Raw genomic sequence first — 21,195 nt, 5'->3', positions numbered from 1 at the left:
TTCAGGAATTAAATTATGACTCGGGTAAAACGCGGTAACGTAGCTCGTAAACGCCGCAATAAAATTCTCAAACTAGCTAAAGGTTTTCGCGGTTCCCACTCAACTCTGTTTAGAACCGCCAATCAACAAGTGATGAAGGCACTACGAAGTGCCTACCGCGATCGCAAAAAGAAAAAGCGCGATTTTCGTCGCCTCTGGATCGCTCGGATTAATGCTGCTGCAAGGCAACACGGACTGAGTTATAGCCAGTTCATCGGCAATTTGAAAAAAGTTGATGTGCAACTAAATCGCAAAATGTTGGCGCAATTGGCAGTTCTCGATCCAGCTAGCTTTAGCAAAGTCGCGGAATTGGCCAGCCAAGCCAAAGGATAAAGTGTGAAGTATGAAGGCTGAAGTGTATCCCACAGATAAATCTGGGGGCTGGAAAAAGGAAGTCTATGTACGACAACGATTCTTTTTTTCATCCTTCATCCTTTATTCTTCTTTTCTATTATTAATTGCGGCCATTTTTTGCTTTTCTATTTTGGGAACAGGATGGAGCGCATCTGCCGCTCAAATACCAGAAATTCAGCGGCGAGGCTATTTAAATATTGCTGTCAAAGATAACTTGCGTCCTTTAGGTTTTAAAGATGCCAGCGGCAATTTGCAAGGTTTAGAAATTGACTTAGCAAAGCGCTTGGCAGTTGACTTCCTAGGTAAGGTAGATGCTGTCAAGTTGCAACCTGTAATGAATCGCGATCGCCTGTCTGTTGTTTTAGACAAGAAAGTTGATTTGGCCATTGCTAGGGTAACAGCAACCAATTCACGCGCTCGCTTAGTTAGTTTCAGTGTTCCCTACTATTTTGATAGCGCTGTATTAGTGACAAAAGATACCTCTATACAGCAGCTAAAAGATTTGGCAAAACAAAAAATTGCCGTACTCCAAAATTCCAGCACTATTGCTCAAGTGCGGTACTATGTGCCCAATGTCGAGTTACTAGGCGTGAATTCTTACGAAGAAGCGCGAGAGCGAATAGAAAGCAGTGCTGCGGTAGCATTTGCCGCAGATGCTAGCGTTCTCAGCGGTTGGGTACAAAAATATCCCGAATATCGGCTACTGCCAATCAAGCTATCAACTGAACCTTTGTCAGTGGTGATGCCTAAAGGCTTGCAATATGATGACTTGAGACGGCAAGTAAATGAAGCGATCGCTCGTTACACAGTAGAAGGTTGGCTTGAGGAACGTATTAAGTACTGGGGTTTACTCTGAATTTTGAGTTTTTTCCTCTGTGTTCTTTGTGCCTCTGTGGTTAAATAAATACTTTAAACCACAGAGCCACAGAGTCACAGAGAGAAAAGCGAAGATTTTATTTACCGATTTCCCAATACACTACCAAGGGCACGTGCCATATTTTGCGGTTGCATTGCATCCATTGCTGCTGTGGGTTCGTAGCCGCAGTGAACCATGCAATCGGCACAATTGGGATTACCACTAGCACGACCGTATTGACTCCAGTCGGTTTTTGCTAACAATTCTTTGAAGGTGGCGTAATAACCTTCGTTTAGTAAATAACAAGGTTTTTGCCAACCAAGAACGCTATAACTAGGGCTACCCCAAGGCGTGCATTCATAATCTTTTTCACCGATAAGAAAGTCTAGGAATAAGGGATTGTGATTAAAGTTCCAGTTTTTTGCACCAGTTTTGTATGGAGTTAGAATTTCTCGGAAGAGGGCGCGAGTTTGTTCGCGCTGGAGAAAATGATCCTGGTCTGGTGCCCACTCATAGCTGTAACCCGGAGAAATCATCATCCCATCAGTATTTAGTGTTTCTAGGAAGTCAAAGAACTCCTGCATTTCTTTGGGGTTGCAACCTTCAAAGATGGTAGTGTTAGTCGTGACACGAAACCCTTTAGCTTTAGCGGCGCGAATAGCTTGCACGGCAATATCAAAAACGCCTTTGCGGTCTACACATTTATCATGCCACTCCCGCATCCCATCTAAATGCACGCTAAAAGTTAGGTAAGGAGAAGGTTGAAATTTATCTAAACTCTTCTCTAACAACAAACCATTGGTACACAAGTAAACATACTTCTTGCGCTCAACTAATCCCCGAACAATCTCATCAATCTGGGGATGTAGCAGAGGTTCTCCCCCAGGAATTGAGACAACTGGTGCGCCGCACTCTTCCACTGCGGTAAAGCACTGTTCTGGGGTCAGATTTTGCTTGAGAACCTCCGTTGGATGCTGGATTTTACCGCAACCAGAGCAAGCTAGATTACACCGAAACAGCGGTTCTAACATCAACACTAATGGGAAGCGTTTACGCCCTAAAAGACGCTGCTTGACTAAATACTTCCCAATATCCATAGCTTGTTGTAAATTAATCGCCATTGTTTCTACCACTCCTGTATTGAGCAAAATACCACTTTCCGAAGCCCTAGATTTATCTATAGGATTTTTAATTTTTAATTTTTAATTCCCCCTAAGGGTTGACATAGCCCTCACAAACAAACCAATCCACAGCCTCCTTGAGTGCCACATTTAAAGAAGATTGAGGCAGACCTAACTCTCGTACTGCCTTCGAGGCATCGTAGTACATAGGTTGTTTAGCCATACGAACGCCATCTAAAGAGACTGATGGCGGCTTCCCTAACGGTGCGAGAATCTTTTCATCAACCCAGGCTATACCTAGAGGTAACCAAGTAGGTACAGTTTGTTGGGGTGCTGTCAAACCTGTAATCTGGGCGAGTTGGTCAAGCAATTGCTTCAAAGTCAGATTCTGATGACCTAAGATATAGCGATCGCCTGATTTTCCTCGTTGCAAAGCCAGTAAATGTCCCCATGCCACATCGCGCACGTCGATAAAATTTAGACCAGTATCTAAATAAAAGGGCATTTGCCGCCGCAAAAACCGCAGGATGATATCACCAGTTGGGGTAGGCTTGATATCCAATGACCCTATGGGGCTACTAGGATTGACCACAACTACATCCTGACCTATAGCAGCGGCTTGCATAGCTTCTCGTTCAGCCAGAAACTTAGACTTTTTGTAGTCACCCACTAATTTATCTAAAGGACTCTGATAAGTTTCGTCTATAACTTGACCAAACGATCCCACCCCAATAGCCGCCACTGAACTGGTATAAACGGTGCGCTCAATTCCGGCTTTGCGGGCTGCGGCTAGCACATTGCGCGTACCTAAAACATTATTTTGATAAAGTAATTCTCGATCGCTTTGCCACAGAGAATAGTGGGCTGCTACATGAAATAGATACTGGCAACCCAGCATATATTGCCAGAGTTCTGAATCGTTTAAATCGCCCTTGACAATTTCCACCTCTAGACCGCGCAGATTCTCCAGATTGCTGCTAGGGCGTACCAGCGCTTTAACTGTGTATCCCTGTTGCAACAACAATCGCACCAGATGAGCGCCAATAAAACCCGTACCCCCTGTGACAAAGACTTGCATCAACTTCTCCCCTGCTCCCCTGCTCTCCTACTCTCCATCTTCTGAAACCGGGGAAACCAATCATCTAAAATCGTGTAGACCACGGGTACAACAATCAAACTGAGGATAGTCGAGGTTACTAATCCGCCGGCAATAGCTACAGCCATAGGCGATCGCAATTCTGAACCTGCTCCTAAACCTAAAGCGATCGGTAGCATTCCTAAGATAGTGGAGGCAGTCGTCATCATGATTGGTCGCAGGCGCACTAATCCGGTTTTGAGGATTGCTTCGGTGCGCCCTAAGCCAACTTTGCGTAGCTGGTTGATGTAATCTACAAGCAAGATGGCATTTTTATTTGCTAGCCCCAGTAAAAAGACAAAGCCGATCAATGAGATCATACCAAAGTCACTTTTGGTAATTAGTAGCGCTAACATTGCCCCCACCAGTGCTAGAGGCAAAGAAACACCAATAACTAAAGGATCTACCCAGCTTTTAAATAGCAAAATCAGTACTACTATAATGCACAAGGCCGATAGAGCCAAAGTAGTGCCGAAACTGCCAAAAACCTCTCCTTGACGGGCAGAGTCTCCACCCAAATCTAGGGAAACATTGGGGGGCAACACTGCTTGAGCTTCAGCTACCAATTTATCAGTAGCATCACCCAAAGACAAATCCTTACCAAGGTTAGCACTGATATAGGCTACCCGCTGATTATTCAGCCGCTCTATTTGAAAAACTGTGCCCTGTGGATTAGCTTCGCCTGTAACTGTGACATCAGCAAATCCTGGTAGTTTCTGAATTCTTTCTTTAATTGCCTTGGCTGCTTTGCTTAGGGCTGGAAGATCGTTCCCTCTTAATGCTACCTGGAGAGGTTTTTGACCACCAGTATCGACAAATTGAATGTCTTCAACACTAGTAGTCACCCCAGGCAGAGTAGGCAAAGAAGAGCGAAATTGGTCTTGTAGAGCTGCCGTTGTAATATTGCGATTATCCTTGAGTTTCACATAGAGAGTACCTTTATTAGGTTCACCCTCACGCGACCCTACTGTGGTAAATACCGTTTCAACTGCTGGCGATTTTCTGACCACCTCTTCTAGTTTCTTAGCAACTTCCAGAGAATCATTCAAGGGATTGGGAGTGGGGAACTGGGTACTAGGATTTCTCCCCTGCCCCTCTGCTCTCCTGCTCCTCTGCTCCCCTACTCCCCCAATACTCGGCAAAGGAGCCGTATAAGTAATATTGAACTCGCCCCGGTCTAGTTTAGGAATAAAGCCTTTGGGAATTAGTGGAATCAGTACTATACCTGCGATAAAGCTAATTAAAGCTAATCCAATAACTATCCTTCGGTGATTCAAAGACCATTGCAGCAAGTATGTGTAAGATTGGGCAAAAGCTACCCAAATGTTTGCTTCCCGGCGGCGAGGAGAACGTGAAGATTTAGGTTTTAGCCAGTAGATAGCCAGAACTGGAGATAAAGTGCGAGCAACCAGCATAGAAGCGAGCATTGCCGCTGAAACAGTGATCCCAAAAGGTTTGAAAAACTGACCGATTACCCCACCCATCAAACCTATTGGCAGAAACACCGCGACTGCTGTCAACGTAGCGGCAGTGACTGTCAACCCGATTTCATTCGTAGCTAAAAGCGCTGCTTGGCGAGGGCTTTCTCCATCTTCGATGTGCCGCATAATGTTTTCCACATCAACGATCGCATCATCAACAATACTGCCAATTACTAAAGCCAAAGCTAGCAGCGTGATCGTCTCTAGGTTGAAGCCGTAAATTGCCATGACGATAAACGTTGCCAACAAAGATGTCGGAATCGCCAAGGCAGAGATGAGAGTTGCTCGCCAGTTCCACAAAAAGGGAAAAATTACCACAATAGACAACAAGACTGCTTCCATCAGAGCATCTATTGTTGACTGGGTGGCATGGCGGATATATTCTGCCTGGGTAGCGGCTAAAGTAAGTTTGACATCTTTGAGGCTAGACCGCAGCTTTTGAACTTCTTTCTCTACCAGACTTACAACTTCTATGGTATTGGCACTACCGCGTTTAATCACCTGAAATGCTAGTGCGTTTTGACCGTTAAACCGCACTAATGTTACCCCTGCTTGGGGGATGGCAGCAGTATTTACATTATTTAGGGGAGGTGACGCAACAGGAGTGCCTAGCAGAGAGACTTTGAGAACTCCTGGCAGTTTTGCGATCGCAGGTACGATTTGGTCTTTCGCCAGCTTAGTTAGCGCTGTCAGATTCTGTGAGTTACTTTCAATGGCATAGCTAATAGCAGCTGACTCGTTCAGATTCAGAGGAATAATTTTGTAATTTGCTCCCTGAGGTAAAGTCACCTGCTTCAGCGCAGTTTCTACCTTGCGGGTCGATGATTCTAAATTAGTGCCAACAATAAAAGACAGACTAACCGCAGTTTGACCAGGATAGATGGATGCGCGGATATCCTCAAGTCCTTCCAGAGAGTGCAGTCGTTCCTCCAGTGGCTTGGTAAGTTTTGCCTCTGTATCCAAGGCAGTTTTCAAAGAGGTGGCTGTAGCATTCACCACCACCACTGGAAAAGTAATATCTGGAAACAAAGCGTACTTGAGGGAACTGAAAGCAAGAACACCAGCTACAGTTACGGCAATCCAAAAACTCACCGTCAACCACGAAAAGTCAATTGCCAATCTGGAGATATTGAAGCGCTCTCTTGCGGAGCGCGAGCTGTTATGCTTGACCATCTTGGAAAATTATCGTGTGGGTGAGTAGATGAGTAGAAGTGCAGGGGAGCAGGGAGAGCAGGGGGAGCAGGAGAAGTTACAACAGAAATTCTTCCTTGTCTCCGTGTCCCTTGCTCCTCTTAGATGACACAATTATTTGTCATGCTACATTAATCATCTGAAGTTTGCGAGTTTTAGTTACCAAGAAATAGCAATAATGCTTAATTGCCTTCTTAAAAAAGGATAAAGGATATAGATTCCCAGTTGTATCATTCCTTGCGTAGATTCAATGACTACTATCAATACAATTCTGGTGCCTCAGGGAGCAGAGTATAAAGCTGTGTGTCGCGGCTTAAGTGGAGTCACTGGCTTAAAGCCAACTGTGATGCCGATACCCATTGGCATCACACCCTTAACTAAGTATCTGCAACAATGGTCAAAGGATAAAAATTTGCTGAATCATCCACAACCAAGAGTCTTAGTGATGGGTCTATGTGGTAGCTTGAGCAAGCGCTATGCTATTGGGGACATTGTGCTGTACCAGGATTGTAATTATCAGGGGAATTCGCAAGAGTGCGATCGCATCTTTACAGCACAGTTACACTTTTTGACACAAGAAAAGGTATCTTTAGTCAAGTCTATGACAAGCGATCGCATTATTTACTCAGCTGCTGAAAAAGAGCATTTGGCTAAGACGTTGGCGGCTGATGTTGTTGACATGGAAGGATTTGCTGTCCTAAATTTTTTCAACGATATGGGGATAGCAGTGGCAATGCTACGAGTGGTAAGCGACGACTGTCAGCACGATATTCCTGATTTGTCCTCAGCAATAAGTTCAGACGGTTCTCTTCAACCTTTACCATTGGCACTAGGTTTACTGCGACAACCTATTGCCGCTACTCGACTGATTCGAGGCTCATTAAAAGGACTAAAAGTGTTAGAAGAAGTTACAAACTTAGTCTTTAGTCATTAGTCATTACTTATTCTTCCTCTGCCCCTGCCCTCTGCTCATCCAAGGTAAACTCGTCCCTTCCAAGAACCGCCGCGCCCTTGCCAGTGACGGATAGCCGAGTCTAGAGTCATCAGCGTATAGAGAAAAGCGATCGCGCTCAAGCTAAAAGCGAACCAAGGCGAACATTTATAAAAGCGGATTGTGGGGTAGTAAGCCAAAGACATTAAAAGCCATGCTGATAAACCTGTAAATGCGATCGCCCAATTCCCCAAAACTGCACCCAGAATCACACTCACAGGTGGAATCAGATAAATCAGAGTCATCCCCAACAAAGTACCTAGTAATAGCAATGGGGAATAATTCAGTTGAGTATAAGCAGTACGAGCAACCATATCCCAAATAGTTTCCAGGGAAGAATAAGGACGCAAGCTGCGAGTCAAAGTACTCAATCCCAGCCAGATACGCCCCTTAGACAGAGCAGGGGGGGCTGGGGGAGCAGGGGGGGAAGAATTACTTTGGCTGCTAATCTTGTTAACTGATTTAACAGCTTGAGCCAAGGCGCAATCGTCGATTAAAGCTTGGCGAATAACTTGAATGCCGCCAATTTGCTCTAAAGCTGCTGCACGAATCAGAATAGAACCTCCGGCGGCGGCAGCAGTTTTATTATTTGGGTTATTGACCCAGCGAAAAGGATAGAGTTTTTGAAAGAAAAAAACAAAAGCTGGGATCAAAAATTTTTCCCAAAAGTCCTCACATCTGAGTCTGACCATTACAGAAACTAGGTCTAAATCTTCCTGCACGGCTTTGGCAACCAGTCGGCGGAGATTGCCAGCATCATGTTCGATATCTGCATCAGTGAGTAAAAAATAGTCTGGCGTGAGTGCTTTAGCTTGCTGAATGCCTTGCTCAATAGCCCAGAGTTTGCCCGACCATCCAGGAGGTAATGATTCGCCAGAAATTAGATGAAATTGCTGGCGTTTATCTACGGCGTAAGCAACCCCTTCAGCACAACCTGCTGTGCCATCTGTGCTGCGATCGTCTACCAAAAATACATTGAAAGTACCAGGATAGTCTTGGAGTAGGAGCGATCGCAAGGTAATTGGTAACAAGTCAGCTTCGTTACGGGCAGGAATAACAGCACAAACTGTTGGTAAAGATTTTAGCTGAGTTTCTCCTACCTCTGATTGCTGGTCTGAACGCCAAAACTGTCCTCGTAAAGTCAATAATCCCACCCAAATTATCAACGATAAAAGCGTTAGCCCTAGTAGAATTGCACCCATGATTAAAGAAAGCATGAAGAATAAAAGATGAAACCTTGATATTTTATACTTGGTATAAACCGCAGCGTCTAACCGTGGTATCTTTCCTTCATACTTAACACTTCATCCTTTCAGTTGATGCAAACACAAGACAGGGTAAGAGTCAAGAAAGTCACAGCGGCGATCGCAGCCAGCCAGCAGTATTTGCTTTCGATGCAATATCCAGCAGGTTACTGGTGGGCAGAGTTAGAATCAAATGTCACCATCACTGCTGAGGTCGTCCTCCTCCATAAAATTTGGGGGACAGACCAAACAAGACCTTTACACAAAGTTGAAGCCTACCTGCGTCAACAGCAACGGCAGCATGGGGGCTGGGAACTTTTCTATGGAGATGGCGGAGAACTCAGCACCTCAGTTGAAGCTTACATGGCGTTGAAGTTGCTAGGTGTACCAGCAACCGATCCGGCAATGATGCGGGCGCGGTCTTTTATTCTCCAGCGAGGTGGCATCAGCAAAACTCGTATTTTTACCAAATTGCACCTCGCCCTGATTGGATGCTACGACTGGCGCGGCATCCCTTCGCTACCACCTTGGATAATGCTCTTACCCCCAGCTTTCCCAATTAATATCTACGAAATGTCTAGCTGGGCACGTTCTAGTACCGTACCACTGTTGATTGTATGTGACAGTAAACCGATTTTTCTGACCGACCCAACTATTACTTTAGATGAACTCTATGCTGAAGGTGTGGAGCAAGTTCGATGGGAATTACCCCAAAGTGGCGATTGGACAGATTTATTTCTTACCCTAGATCGCGGGTTTAAGTTAGCAGAAAGCTGGAATTTAGTACCTTTTCGCAAAGAAGGTATCAAAGCAGCCGAAAAATGGATTTTAGAACGGCAAGAAGCTACAGGTGATTGGGGTGGCATTATTCCTGCCATGCTGAATTCGATGCTAGCTTTGCGGTGTCTGGGTTACGACCAAAGCGATCCCATTGTGGAAAGAGGTTTGCAAGCAATTGATAACTTTGCCATTGAAACAGAGGAAGGCTACCGAGTACAGCCTTGTGTTTCACCAGTCTGGGATACAGCTTGGGTAATACGTGCCTTAGTAGAGTCTGGCTTTGCACCGGATCATCCGGCTATCGTCCAGGCTGGAGAATGGTTGCTGCAAAAGCAAATTCTAGACTACGGTGATTGGGCTGTCAAAAATCGCCAGGGAAAACCAGGCGCTTGGGCGTTTGAATTTGACAATCGTTTTTATCCAGATGTGGATGATTCGGCTGTAGTAGTCATGGCGCTACATCTGGCGAAACTCCCTAATGAAAAATTAAAGCAGGCTGCGATCGCTCGTGCGTTGACTTGGATTGCATCGATGCAGTGTAAACCAGGTGGTTGGGCGGCCTTTGATTTGGACAATGACCAAGATTGGCTGAATTCCATCCCCTACGGTGACTTGAAAGCCATGATTGACCCAAACACCGCAGATGTCACCGCTAGAGTACTAGAAATGCTAGGTGCTTCTAACCTGTCAATTGATGGTCAAGACCTGGATCGGGCACTTGCTTATCTGATGAACGAGCAAGAAACTGAAGGCTGTTGGTTTGGTCGTTGGGGTGTCAATTATATCTACGGTACTAGTGGCGTTCTCTCAGCCCTAGCCTTAATTACTCCTGAGAAGTATCAACTCAGTATAAAAAGGGGAGCAGCTTGGTTAGTGGGATGTCAAAACTCTGATGGTGGTTGGGGCGAGACTTGCCGCAGCTACGACGATCCCAGTCTTAAAGGACAAGGAAATAGTACTGCATCTCAAACTGCTTGGGCTTTAATTGGGCTGATAGCAGCAGGTGAAGCAACTGGTAAATTAGCTCTGGAGGCGATTGAGCGAGGAATTAATTACCTTTTGGCAACTCAACAGCCGGATGGTACTTGGTTTGAGGCAGACTTTACTGGTACTGGCTTCCCCAGTCATTTTTACCTCAAATATCATATGTATCAACAATACTTTCCTTTGATAGCTTTAGGTCGCTATCAAGCAGTGATTAAAGAAGGTTAATTCTCTTTGCTTGTGTAAAGATAGATTATTCTTAGGGGCATACAGCAATGTGCCCCTACCTCTATTTTATTTGCATGATGACCGCTATTAATCTGAGAATATTTACATACTTACATTGAAATTAAGATAGTTGAATTGGCTTTTAGGGCACTGAATTGACGGTTCCATGAATACTATGCAAAATATTGATTTGCAGGACTTCCACCAAAGATTCCAACAAACATTTATTGAGCCGTACACTTTATACTCCTGGAAATCTCGACGTAGCCGTGCCCATTGGGTTAAATGGGAATTTCTCCAAGATGCAATATGCTGGGTCTCTACACAGCATTGCTATGAGAGGCGAGTGTGAGTACGTGTATCAGCGAGATGATTGGTATTTTTCCTCCGTAACCGATCCAGCATCATTACACATACGGTTAATGAGTTGGCTTGAGGAATTAATATCTGGAATCGGTCAGTTTCAACCGCAGTCATAGGAAGAAGAGACAGACTTAGCTTACATGCAAGAGATAGTTAACAAAATGGAGGACTTGATTAAAGATGCAAGTCAACACGAGGCATCCCGTCGTTTTTGTAAGTAGTGCCATTCATTAAGTTGGAATTTCCTTTGCAGCTAATCTTGCTTCATAATAAAGAAATATTAAGCTAGATTTTACAAACTCATAATGAGCCAGACAGCCCTAAACTTAGTTGCCATATCTATATTTCTCATGACTTTATCGGTACTGCTGGGGCCGTTAATCAACTTGTCCCCGACAGTACCAGCACTTGCTACATTCACTATCTTGGGAATAGCCACTTTGGATAGTTTCAGCTTGCAAGGTAAGGGAGCTAGTATCTTTTTAGATTGGATTGCTAGTTTCTCGCCCGAACACCGCGATCGCATCATCCATCACGAAGCTGGACACTTCCTTGTAGCTCATCTGCTGGGTATTCCCGTTACTGGCTACACACTCAGCGCTTGGGAAGCCTGGAAGCAGGGACAACCAGGGCAAGGTGGCGTTACCTTTGATGATGCTGAATTAGCAGCTCAACTAGCACGGGGTAAAATCGGCGCTCAAATGCTGGATCGCTACTGCACCCTTTGGATGGCTGGCATTGCTGCCGAAACCCTCGTTTTTGATAATGCTGAAGGTGGAGGTGATGATAAAAGCAAGCTAGCTGAAGTTTTGAAAATTTTGGGTTTTCCTGAGTCGGCTTGTCAGCAGAAACAGCGTTTTCATGCTCTCCAGGCAAAAACTTTACTGGAAGAAAATTGGTCTAGTTACGAAGCACTAGTCCAAGCCATGCGAGAACGTGCTTCAGTAACAGATTGTCAAAGCGCGATTAGTACTTAATCTTAAGTCATGAGTTTTTAACTCCTAACTTAGCAAAGCCAGTCCGCTCAAGTCGGGAGACCCTTGACGCTCGGTCGCTTTTAGCGTCGCACGCCACTTGCTCTACTTGGGGAAACCCCAAGACCGCAGTGGCTACCCTTGGGCGAGGACTCGCGCTTCGCTGCGCTAACGGCAGTTCCTCCTGGGGGAAACCACGCCAGATGCTCCACTTGGGGAGACCCCAAGACTGCACTGGCTCCCCAAGACCGGACTACCTCACCACGCGGCTGGCTCCTCAGCACTATTATGAAGAAACAGCTTGCAAGTGCGAAAACTGAGATAAGTAGTCCCAACTAATAGCTTGGTTACGCCCAGCCGCTTTCGCATGAAATAAGCATTGATCGGCGCGATGCAGCAGATTCAGCCCTTTGTCATCATCATCCGCTTCCAGACTGGCAGCACCTAAGCTAATCGTAATATCAATAATTAATTTACTATTAATAGCGAATGGTTGTTCGCTAACTTTGCGATTGAGACGTTCTGCAACTCCCAATGCTTCGTCACCAGTAGTGTTAGCCAAAACCACGACAAACTCCTCACCCCCATAACGAAAAGCAGTATCTTGAGAACGCAGGTTTTGCCGCAGACGGCTACCCAACAACTGCAAAAGGCGATCGCCAGCTAAATGTCCATAAGTATCGTTAACTTTTTTAAAATAGTCTATATCTAAAATAATTAAACTCAAGGGAGTTCCTTGAGTGCGAGCTTTTTGAATTTGCCTGGGTAAGTCCCATTCCAAAGCCCGACGATTATTAAGTTCCGTCAACGAATCAGCTAAAGCGATCGCTGACAATAAATCATTTTTCTGAAGCAAATCTCGGTATTTTTGCACTTTACGCAAACCGACTGCCAATTGAGCTAGGATGAGACGCTGGTTTGCTGTTATACCTGCCAAAGTATGTTTTGTTTTTTCTTCAGGAAGATGCCGTATATAAGCATCAGCTCCTTGATTGAGTACAGTGGCGGTCATTTGCAATTCCCACTCCCAACCATGCTTGCTTCTAGCAGCCAGTTTCTGAAGACGATCCTCTAGAAAAATACAGTATATCCAAGATAGCTGAGTCTGTTCTTTTAACCAAGAACACAGTTTCATACTGCCATCCAGACTAGCCTGCACAAGCATTATATCGGGCGGCGCATTTTGAATGTGTGATATTGCCTGGTGAACATCGGCAATAACTTCTAAATTAAAAGCGGTTGTGTCACGGATCTGATCGGGAAGTGTGGCGAGAAAGGTATCACTTCCAAAGACCAGAATGGAAATCTTCATTGCTGTGCTTTCTGCCCTATTTCAAGTTAAAACTTACTGGTATTTATTCCGAATATTGAATCTACTCGGTATTTGTTTCACAGGGTTATTACCCTATATCTGATAGTCTTAACGCTAAATTCACAACCACCTACTAATTTTAATCTCGTCTTAATCCCTTACTTTTAAGACAGACCATAAAAGTTTAAACTCTGATAATTAATTTCTGCTTTTCTATATTTCTTTTGAAACAGTAAAAATACTGAATATTATTTTTTAATATTTAAATTGCTACTGTGTTTTACAGACCTTATTTATTTAAACGCATCATAATAATAAACGTTTGGCACTACTTATTACTTGAAGCAGCACAATTTTTAGCTATCTATAATCTTTAAAAAAATATAAAATTTACAATTTATCCGTAAAAGCCGAGATGCTTTCTGAATATGGAAAATGTTATATACAAAAAACTTACAAAGCTATTTATTGGCTTAAAAAGACTTTTATCTACTTTAACAGTATATTTACTGAAATATAAGAGGTAACGAATAGTATGCTTGCGACATAGAAGGGGTAGCTTGTTTACAAGTGTTTAATTGACTGCATTTTTTTTAATTTTAGTAAATAAAATAGTAATAATACATAAAATTTCCATAAAAAACTACTTTATTTTTTTATTAAATAATAGTTATTGATTAATTATCCGCCTATAAAATAGGCGGATATATCGGTAATAAATTATGTTCTTTGGGCTACTTTAGCTAAATTTTGTGGAAAACTTAGGAATATAATTAATAGCCTTCTATGCTGAACCCAGCAGATTGAATTATCTGTTTGATGGACTCTTCTGAAGCCGCAGATTCTACAGTGACCGTTTTACCATTAACGTCCACATCTACTTGTGCATCAGGTTCCATAGTATGAATAGATTTGGTTATCTTTTTTGCACAGTCATCACCTTTAATGTTGGGGACTTTCAATTCGAGTGCCATTACTTACCTCATTACGTGAAGTTTAATTTCTACCTGATAAATAGAATATTAGGTTAGATAGCGATCGCACATCTTACTAGAGTAAGGTAATTGAGGCATGACAGAGATAACAGTAAATAATAGCTGCACATAAATCCTTATTGGCAGAATTTGCTGGCAGCAAACCGAAATAAAATGCAAAAATATATAAAGCTACTTATGAAAATACACCTAGTGCTACTACCTCACGCAAAGCCTTTTTGAAGTTCATTGCCAGGAATCTGTCATGTCTTGCAGGTTTTCCTTAAAGTTTTCCTGTCCGACGTGGCATTCCCGCAGCCTACCTCACAGCACAAGCGTCTACACGAAAGTTACAAGACCTTTTTGCTTGTAGTTTTCAACATATTGTTAAATATCAGTTACTTCTGTCTAACCGCGTTAGTATGTACGCATCCAAAAAGCAGCTATCTAATGGCATAGATGTCTTTTCCAGCGGCACACTTTGTTCAAAGAAAGGGCGAAGGATAAAGGCTGTAAGCACATTTGGGGCGGCTTGCCGTAGGCTAGGATGAAGTACGAGAAAATAAACAGTAACTTCATATTTCACACTTCATACTTCAGTCCAACCATGTCTTCTAATCCCCAGTACCTCAGCGGTAACGAAATTCGCAACCTATTCCTTAACTTCTATGCCCAACGGGGACACCAAATTCTCCCAAGTGCTTCCCTCGTGCCAGAAGACCCAACCGTGCTGCTGACGATCGCGGGGATGCTACCATTTAAACCGATATTCCTAGGACAGCGCACGCCGGAGTTTAATCGGGCTACCACTTCCCAAAAGTGCATCCGCACCAATGATATTGAAAATGTCGGACGCACCAAACGGCATCACACTTTCTTTGAGATGCTGGGTAACTTTAGCTTTGGTGATTATTTTAAAGAACAAGCGATCGCTTGGGGTTGGGAAATCTCCACACAAGTTTTTAATTTATCCCCAAAAAACTTAGTTGTCAGCGTCTTTGAAGATGATGATGAAGCCTTTAGCATTTGGCGCGATCGAATTGGTGTCCCGGAAGCGAGAATTAAACGTCTAGGCACAGATGATAACTTTTGGGTATCTGGCCCTACCGGCCCTTGCGGCCCTTGTTCTGAGATATATTATGACTTTCACCCCGAACGCGGTGACGAAAACATTGATTTAGAAGACGACAGTCGGTTTATCGAGTTTTACAACCTCGTCTTCATGCAATATAACCGGGATGCATCTGGTAATTTAACACCGCTGCAAAACAAGAACATCGATACCGGCATGGGTTTGGATAGGATGGCGCAAATCCTCCAAAAGGTTCCCAACAACTATGAAACTGACCTAGTTTTCCCCATTATCCAAACAGCAGCACAAATTGCTGGCATTGGTTACCACACTAGCGACGAGAAAACCAAAGTTTCACTAAAAGTTATTGGCGATCACGTTCGTTCTGTCGTCCACATGATCGCTGATGAAATTCGTGCCTCCAATGTGGGACGGGGTTATGTGCTGCGGCGATTAATTCGGCGGGTGGTGCGTCATGGGCGATTAATTGGAATTTCTGGCGAATTTATCACCCAAGTTGCAGAAACTGCGATCGCTCTTTCAGAATCAGCTTACCCCAACGTGCGCCAACGGGAAGCAGCAATCAAAGCTGAACTGCAACGGGAAGAAGTCAATTTCCTTAAAACTCTGGAAAGAGGCGAAAAACTGCTGGAAGAAATCATAGAACAGGTGAAGCAGCAAGGGAAAACCTCTATTAGTGGTGAAAGTGCTTTCACCCTCTACGATACCTACGGTTTTCCCCTAGAACTCACTCAAGAAATCGCTGAGGAAAATAATCTCACAGTAGATGAAGCAGGATTTGATGCGGAAATGCAAAAGCAGGTGGAACGTGCAAAAGCAGCACACGAAACCATCGATTTAACTGTGCAAGGTTCTCTCGACAAACTCGCAGAACATATCCACGCTACCGAGTTTTTAGGTTATACCCAACCTGCGACAACAGCGAAAGTGGAAGCGATTTTGGTAGAAGGTGTTTCCCAACAGGAAGCAGAAGCGGGGACAGAAGTGCAAGTTGTCCTCAACCAAACGCCATTTTATGCCGAATCCGGGGGACAAATCGGCGATCGCGGTTATATTTCCGGTGATGGGATCGTAGTTCGCGTTGAAGACGTGAAAAAAGAATCCGATTTCTTCGTCCATTTTGGACGCATCGAACGCGGTACAATCCGAGTAGGAGATGCTGTAACTGCCCAAATCGATCGCGCTTGTCGTCGTCGCGCCCAAGCTAACCATACAGCAACACATCTGCTGCAAGCCGCGTTGAAGAAAATTGTCGATGATGGCATATCTCAAGCAGGTTCTCTGGTTTCCTTTGACAGGTTGCGCTTTGACTTCAACTGTCCCCGTGCTTTGACACCAGAAGAAGTCCAACAAATTGAGGAACAAGTGAACACTTGGATTGCTGAAGCCCATGCTGCGAACGTGGAAGTATTACCTTTGGCAGAAGCAAAAGCTAGGGGTGCTGTTGCCATGTTCGGGGAAAAGTACGGTGAAGAAGTGCGTGTGATTGACTTCCCTGGCGTGTCAATGGAACTGTGCGGTGGAACTCATGTCAGTAATACTGCTGAGATTGGCGTATTCAAGATTATTTCTGAAGCTGGTGTAGCTTCTGGAGTACGGCGCATTGAAGCTGTTTCGGGGCCGGCGGTGTTAGATTATCTCAACGTTCGGGATAAAGTAGTAAAGGATTTAAGCGATCGCTTTAAAGTCAAACCCGAAGAATTACCAGACAGAATCACAAGTCTGCAAAATGAAGTGAGAACTAGTGAAAAACAGCTAGCAACCCTGAAATCACAGCTGGCGATCGCAAAATCTGACAGCTTGCTGCAAACAGTTGAATCTGTGGGCGATTATAAAATCTTGGTTGCTCAGCTGGAAGATGTCGATCCGGAATCTTTGAAAACAGCAGCCGAACGCTTGCTACAAAAAATCGGTAACGGTGCAGTAGTGCTGGGTTCTGTTCCCGAAGCTGGGAAAGTTAGCATAGTTGCAGCTTTCAGCCCAGAAGTGAATAAAAAGGGACTGCAAGCAGGTAAATTTGTGGGTAATATTGCTAGAATCTGCGGTGGTGGCGGCGGCGGTAGACCAAACTTAGCCCAAGCAGGCGGACGCGATGCGAGTAAATTGCCAGAGGCGTTGGAACAAGGGCGAAGTGAGTTAAAGTCTGCTTTGGGTTAGTTGTGTTTTCTGGAGGGCGGGCATTTGCCTGCCCTGTTATAAATTGCTTAAGCGTAGATACTTTTTGCTATGCTCTTTTTTTAACAACCTTTCAAGTGCATCGATACAATATCTTGAGCAATAGTCTATGAGTATTAAAGCTTTTGTCGATCATGGTTTTCCTCCTGGTAGTGAATTCTGTGAGAAATTTTTATCTAGTAATGAGTTTACTCTTGAAACCCTCCAACTTATTTCATCAGGGACAGGTAGTCTTAAAAAAGCTGAATTAGCAGTAGACATAGCCAATGCACTTGAAAAAGGTAAACTTACCTCAGATGAAATATTACTTGCATATGTAAAACAGCCAAGAATATGGTTGAGCTTGAAACTAGGGACGTGCGCTCGTACACCTAACTTAAATTCTTCTGCATCTTTGTTACAATAATTTGGTCAGGATGGTTGGTACGGGCCAATTCAGGAATCGAATCAACCTCAGACGAAATGGTATATCCGAACTTATAGAATTGTCGATTATGTCCGTCGGGGACAGGGAATAGCTGACCAACCAGATGAACGCTACATTCGCTGGTCTGTTATTGCTGAGGTAGCACAAGATTATGTAGCTTTCTCCTGGAATGGATTTACTTGTAGTTCAACAATAAATGAACGTATAGAACCTTCTCAATTTCCTTTCTGGCATCATATTTCTGGATTTTTTGATGAATTAGCTAACCATTGTCAGGCACAATGGAAGCAACCTAATCTCCATAAGCTTGTTTTGCATGATATGTGGGATAAATATCTCAATCGTTTTCCCTACAAATGGCGACACTTACGTATTAGAGCAGAAGCATCAGGACTTGCTATCAATGCCCATAGTGCAGGAGTTCAGGAGATTGATGTTAAAGGATTACAAGCTCTGTCAGAAAAATTAGCTCATTCAGTTTTAAATAAACTTGGTTTAGTATATGATTCAGAAAAAATTAGTGATATTGAAGATGCAATTTTGTTAACCCTGATCAAAGAGTGGGGTACAAAATCTTATGAATTTCAACTAGACAGAGAATTAACTCCCACTGAAATAGAGACAAACAAGTTAAAAAAAATTAAATTCAAGCATCTCATCAAAGCACATTGCTATTTTGGACTAAAATCTAACTCCACAACACAAGATTCTCTTCAACATCTCAAGTGCCATTCAGGGTATTATGGTGGTAGTACGTCTGTTCTGAAATTTCTACTGAGAGAACTTGGACTTTAAGGCTAAGGCAATGGCTAGCTTAATTTACAAAGAGCGTTTAGGCTTTTTGTCAGATCATCAGACAGCTGAACTGAGCAAGCATTTTATGACGGCATCGACAAAGACAATGCCGCATCAACTTGCTGTACTTTTGGGTATAGAATACTCTGATGCCATTGCCATCTTAGCGGTTCTTGAAGCAGAAGAACTTTGTGAAATGAAGCTTCTTATTTATCACAATTGCGACCCAGATGTTCCCGTAGATGCAATTCCTTACGGTACAGGGTTTCCTGATTTACCTTGGACTTGTCCCCATTGTGAAAGCATTGTAGAAAGCTATGATGAGCTATCTTTTGATCTTATGGCGATATCTAAACAACCAATTGAATTTGTTTGATTGAGTCATGGAAAGTAACGACGAACTTGTTGACGGCATGATTAAAGCAATGGAACGGCTGAAGTCAGGAGATCCAGCATTAAATACATTAGCTTCTTATTTGTATAAAGCAGATCATAGACTTTATGAATATTTAGATAAGCTTAAAATATATACAGAATTAGAAAAACCTACACCCCAACAAACACAAGACGCAGGCAAACTACTAGAAAAGATTGTATTTTTATTATTTAAAGGACTAGAAGGTTTACAAAGCGTTAAAAGCTTTCAATCTGCTGGCCCTCAATATGATTTGTTAGTAAGCGGAGATGATATTGGCTGGAAAGTAGTATGTAAAACTTTATATCTTGAATGGGAAAATAGAGATATAGTTATTGAAGCAAAAGCTACAAAATCTCCTTTAGAAGACAAGCAATTTGCTCGATTATGTAGCATTATGGAACATAATTTGAGAGGTGCAGGTCTTGGAATTTTCGTTACATTAAATGGAGCATCAGGCTTTCCTAAACGAGATAGTACAAGGCAAAGAGCCGTTAGTGATTGTAGACTTCGCCAAATAATTTTTCATGCCAGAACAAATAAAATTATAGTTGTTCTAGACAAAGAAGATTTATTTCAATTAACAAAAAATGGGACTTTAATTGAAATATTAATTAGAAAAATTAGAGATTTATCGGAATTAAGTGGTCTTCCTACTACTCCAGCTGAGCAATTTCAAGAAATAGATTTACCTACTCATTTGAAAATGTTGTATCATTCTAATGGTTAGTAGATTGGTATATCGATTTTGTTTCTGTGAAGTAAAAACTAATACTGATATAAATCATCTGTTATTTAGTTTGGCGATCGCACTATCCTTAAAACACTACTTTGAAATATTCAAATGCAGAGAGTCACATTTGATGAATTTCAACGAGATACTTTGAAATACCTTAATCAAGTTGAGGCGGGTGAAAGCTTTATTATTGTCCAAGCAGATAAGCCAATTGCTGAGCTAAAACCAATTATTAATAATAACAAACAGCTAAGACCATTTGGTTTGTGTGCAGGAGAATTTACAGTAACTAATGATTTTGATTCACTTTTGCCCGAAGAGATTCTGAATGCATTTGAGGGCAGATAAAAATTATCCCAAGCTTCTAACTCAGCTTACAGCAAAGAGTGATCGCAAAGTGACTCGTCAGATATCGTACTACAATTTAACTATGCAACTTACCATTCCAGTAGTACTGTAAGGAAAGTTATGTTACTAAAACTCAACCAACTAATTGTACCTGCTGGTCATCAGTTGTTAATTAAAGATATCTCCTGGTCGAAATATAAGGATATATTGGCGGAATTGGGGAGCGATCGCAATTCTAGGATATCTTACAGTCAGGGGGTACTGGAAATCATGGCTCCATTACCAGAGCATGAGGTAAGCAAAAAAATAATTGGAAATTTAGTAGAAATCTTGTTAGAAGAACTCGATATTGAATTTTGGAGTTTGGGATCTACGACATTCGATAAAGAAATTATGGATGCTGGGGTAGAACCTGATGATTGTTTTTAGGTCAATTAAATTTATAAACAATAAAGCATTTATGCAAAAAGTTCAATAAAAAAGGGACGATTATCTCAATCCCTTTTCCAAAAAATTTATATTCAGGTGCTGCGATTAGAACACTCGGAAAATAAACGGATAACGGAAAGGTTCATCAGGCTTGCTCAAACAGTGCAAAATTGCCCAAATTGTCAGTCCCCAGTGCAGTGCAAAACCCAAAGCAACTACAGGAAAAAACAAAATTCCACCAAGACCAAAAGTTATCCAAGATATAATCCCTAGAGGGATTCCAATGACAGTTGCCCAGAACCAAACATTGAAGTGAAAGTTAATAGATTCTTTAGCATTACTTTTAACAACAGGGTCGTCAGAAAGTAAGTTAATTACAATAGGAACTCCAATCGAAAACAATGTTGTACTAAAGAAAATCGCCCCATGACACAGAGATGATAGCAACTTACGTTTATCAGAATCGTATGTACCTTGCATCCTGGCGGCTCCTCAATTTGCTTTCTAGCTTTGATTTTAACGGACATCTAATCGGTATAGTATTGCAGTTTACCGTACTCAGGAATTTTTTGGGCTTTGCCTTTAGATAGATTAACTTTGACTGCTACTTATCCCTGTTCTGTCACTCTCGGAAAACAATAATCGAAGCAAGATTCTGAAACTTTGATTGAGTCAAGCTTTGAGCCTTTATTTTCTAACAGTAACTAAAATTTATAGCCAAAACTTAGAAATTAAAGCCTCGAAAGGCTT

22 protein-coding genes are annotated in these 21,195 nt (G+C 42.7%); 13 read left to right on the top strand and 9 right to left on the bottom strand.

Features of this window, described 5'->3' with window-relative positions; translation table 11 throughout:
* Positions 1-15 precede the first annotated feature (15 nt).
* Both rplT and RMY31_RS36335 read left to right on the top strand, forming a co-directional pair.
* Entirely contained in the window at positions 16-372 is a 357-nt protein-coding gene (rplT, locus tag RMY31_RS36340; RefSeq protein ID WP_322658219.1) for a 50S ribosomal protein L20, read from the top strand.
* Positions 373-382: 10 nt separating this feature from the next.
* Entirely contained in the window at positions 383-1,249 is an 867-nt protein-coding gene (locus RMY31_RS36335) for a transporter substrate-binding domain-containing protein (RefSeq protein ID WP_322658220.1), read from the top strand.
* A gap of 101 nt (positions 1,250-1,350) precedes the next feature.
* Here the strand turns inward: RMY31_RS36335 and hpnH are convergent, their stop codons facing one another.
* The 3 genes from hpnH to RMY31_RS36320 form a co-directional block, all read right to left on the bottom strand.
* A complete protein-coding gene (gene hpnH / locus RMY31_RS36330) occupies positions 1,351-2,370 on the bottom strand; it encodes an adenosyl-hopene transferase HpnH (RefSeq protein ID WP_322658221.1) in 1,020 nt (339 codons plus the stop codon).
* A 91-nt stretch (positions 2,371-2,461) separates the two neighbouring features.
* Complete coding sequence (hpnA, locus tag RMY31_RS36325; RefSeq protein WP_322658222.1) at positions 2,462-3,448, bottom strand: hopanoid-associated sugar epimerase; 987 nt, start codon at positions 3,446-3,448, stop codon at positions 2,462-2,464.
* Entirely contained in the window at positions 3,448-6,159 is a 2,712-nt protein-coding gene (locus RMY31_RS36320) for an efflux RND transporter permease subunit (protein ID WP_322658223.1), read from the bottom strand. Before RMY31_RS36320 ends, hpnA begins: the two co-directional genes overlap by 1 nt.
* 268 nt (positions 6,160-6,427) lie before the next feature.
* Here RMY31_RS36320 and RMY31_RS36315 point away from each other — a divergent pair, with 268 nt between their 5' ends.
* On the top strand, positions 6,428-7,111 hold the full coding sequence (locus tag RMY31_RS36315) for a phosphorylase (protein WP_322658224.1): 684 nt from the start codon (positions 6,428-6,430) through the stop codon (positions 7,109-7,111).
* 35 nt (positions 7,112-7,146) lie between these two features.
* Here RMY31_RS36315 and RMY31_RS36310 read toward each other — a convergent pair whose 3' ends face one another.
* Positions 7,147-8,370: a glycosyltransferase gene (locus tag RMY31_RS36310; protein WP_322658302.1), complete on the bottom strand. Its 1,224-nt coding sequence runs from the start codon at positions 8,368-8,370 to the stop codon at positions 7,147-7,149.
* 117 nt (positions 8,371-8,487) lie between these two features.
* Between RMY31_RS36310 and shc the strand changes: the two genes are divergently transcribed.
* The 3 genes from shc to RMY31_RS36295 all read left to right on the top strand — a co-directional run bounded on the left by shc (position 8,488) and on the right by RMY31_RS36295 (position 11,744).
* The gene (gene shc, locus RMY31_RS36305) at positions 8,488-10,404 is read left to right on the top strand and encodes a squalene--hopene cyclase (protein ID WP_322658225.1); all 1,917 of its coding nucleotides are present in this window, start codon (positions 8,488-8,490) and stop codon (positions 10,402-10,404) included.
* Positions 10,405-10,631: 227 nt separating this feature from the next.
* Positions 10,632-10,883 (top strand): hypothetical protein, encoded by a 252-nt coding sequence (locus tag RMY31_RS36300; protein WP_322658228.1) that lies wholly within the window; start codon positions 10,632-10,634, stop codon positions 10,881-10,883.
* Between the two features lie 189 nt (positions 10,884-11,072).
* On the top strand, positions 11,073-11,744 hold the full coding sequence (locus RMY31_RS36295; RefSeq protein WP_322658229.1) for an ATP-dependent Zn protease: 672 nt from the start codon (positions 11,073-11,075) through the stop codon (positions 11,742-11,744).
* An 80-nt stretch (positions 11,745-11,824) separates the two neighbouring features.
* Here RMY31_RS36295 and RMY31_RS36290 read toward each other — a convergent pair whose 3' ends face one another.
* The 4 genes from RMY31_RS36290 to RMY31_RS36275 all read right to left on the bottom strand — a co-directional run bounded on the left by RMY31_RS36290 (position 11,825) and on the right by RMY31_RS36275 (position 14,613).
* Positions 11,825-12,025, bottom strand: a complete 201-nt coding sequence (locus RMY31_RS36290) for a hypothetical protein (RefSeq protein WP_322658231.1) — start codon at positions 12,023-12,025, stop codon at positions 11,825-11,827.
* A gap of 2 nt (positions 12,026-12,027) precedes the next feature.
* The gene (locus tag RMY31_RS36285; protein WP_322658232.1) at positions 12,028-13,053 is read right to left on the bottom strand and encodes a diguanylate cyclase; all 1,026 of its coding nucleotides are present in this window, start codon (positions 13,051-13,053) and stop codon (positions 12,028-12,030) included.
* Positions 13,054-13,826: 773 nt separating this feature from the next.
* A complete protein-coding gene (locus RMY31_RS36280; RefSeq protein ID WP_322658233.1) occupies positions 13,827-14,027 on the bottom strand; it encodes a heavy-metal-associated domain-containing protein in 201 nt (66 codons plus the stop codon).
* Positions 14,028-14,421: 394 nt separating this feature from the next.
* A complete protein-coding gene (locus RMY31_RS36275; RefSeq protein WP_322658234.1) occupies positions 14,422-14,613 on the bottom strand; it encodes a hypothetical protein in 192 nt (63 codons plus the stop codon).
* A 21-nt stretch (positions 14,614-14,634) separates the two neighbouring features.
* Here RMY31_RS36275 and alaS point away from each other — a divergent pair, with 21 nt between their 5' ends.
* The 7 genes from alaS (at position 14,635) to RMY31_RS36240 (ending at position 20,445) form a co-directional block, all read left to right on the top strand.
* A complete protein-coding gene (gene alaS / locus RMY31_RS36270) occupies positions 14,635-17,277 on the top strand; it encodes an alanine--tRNA ligase (protein WP_322658235.1) in 2,643 nt (880 codons plus the stop codon).
* Between the two features lie 127 nt (positions 17,278-17,404).
* Positions 17,405-17,701: a hypothetical protein gene (locus RMY31_RS36265; RefSeq protein ID WP_322658237.1), complete on the top strand. Its 297-nt coding sequence runs from the start codon at positions 17,405-17,407 to the stop codon at positions 17,699-17,701.
* A gap of 342 nt (positions 17,702-18,043) precedes the next feature.
* Positions 18,044-18,517 carry a hypothetical protein gene (locus RMY31_RS36260; protein ID WP_322658238.1) on the top strand — a complete coding sequence of 158 codons (474 nt, stop codon included), beginning with the start codon at positions 18,044-18,046 and terminating at the stop codon, positions 18,515-18,517.
* 10 nt (positions 18,518-18,527) lie between these two features.
* Positions 18,528-18,893, top strand: a complete 366-nt coding sequence (locus RMY31_RS36255; RefSeq protein ID WP_322658239.1) for a hypothetical protein — start codon at positions 18,528-18,530, stop codon at positions 18,891-18,893.
* Between the two features lie 7 nt (positions 18,894-18,900).
* A complete protein-coding gene (locus RMY31_RS36250) occupies positions 18,901-19,662 on the top strand; it encodes a hypothetical protein (protein ID WP_322658240.1) in 762 nt (253 codons plus the stop codon).
* Between the two features lie 114 nt (positions 19,663-19,776).
* Positions 19,777-20,016, top strand: coding sequence for a type II toxin-antitoxin system Phd/YefM family antitoxin (locus tag RMY31_RS36245; RefSeq protein WP_322658241.1), 240 nt, complete (start codon positions 19,777-19,779; stop codon positions 20,014-20,016).
* 120 nt (positions 20,017-20,136) lie between these two features.
* Positions 20,137-20,445, top strand: a complete 309-nt coding sequence (locus RMY31_RS36240; protein ID WP_322658242.1) for a Uma2 family endonuclease — start codon at positions 20,137-20,139, stop codon at positions 20,443-20,445.
* A gap of 105 nt (positions 20,446-20,550) precedes the next feature.
* Here the strand turns inward: RMY31_RS36240 and RMY31_RS36235 are convergent, their stop codons facing one another.
* The gene (locus RMY31_RS36235; RefSeq protein WP_322658243.1) at positions 20,551-20,925 is read right to left on the bottom strand and encodes a DUF4870 domain-containing protein; all 375 of its coding nucleotides are present in this window, start codon (positions 20,923-20,925) and stop codon (positions 20,551-20,553) included.
* Positions 20,926-21,195 lie beyond the last annotated feature (270 nt).

Origin of the sequence: Dendronalium sp. ChiSLP03b, from assembly GCF_034531165.2 — a bacterium.
GTDB lineage: Bacteria > Cyanobacteriota > Cyanobacteriia > Cyanobacteriales > Nostocaceae > Dendronalium > Dendronalium minutum.
This window is presented reverse-complemented; position numbering and strand designations above follow the sequence as displayed.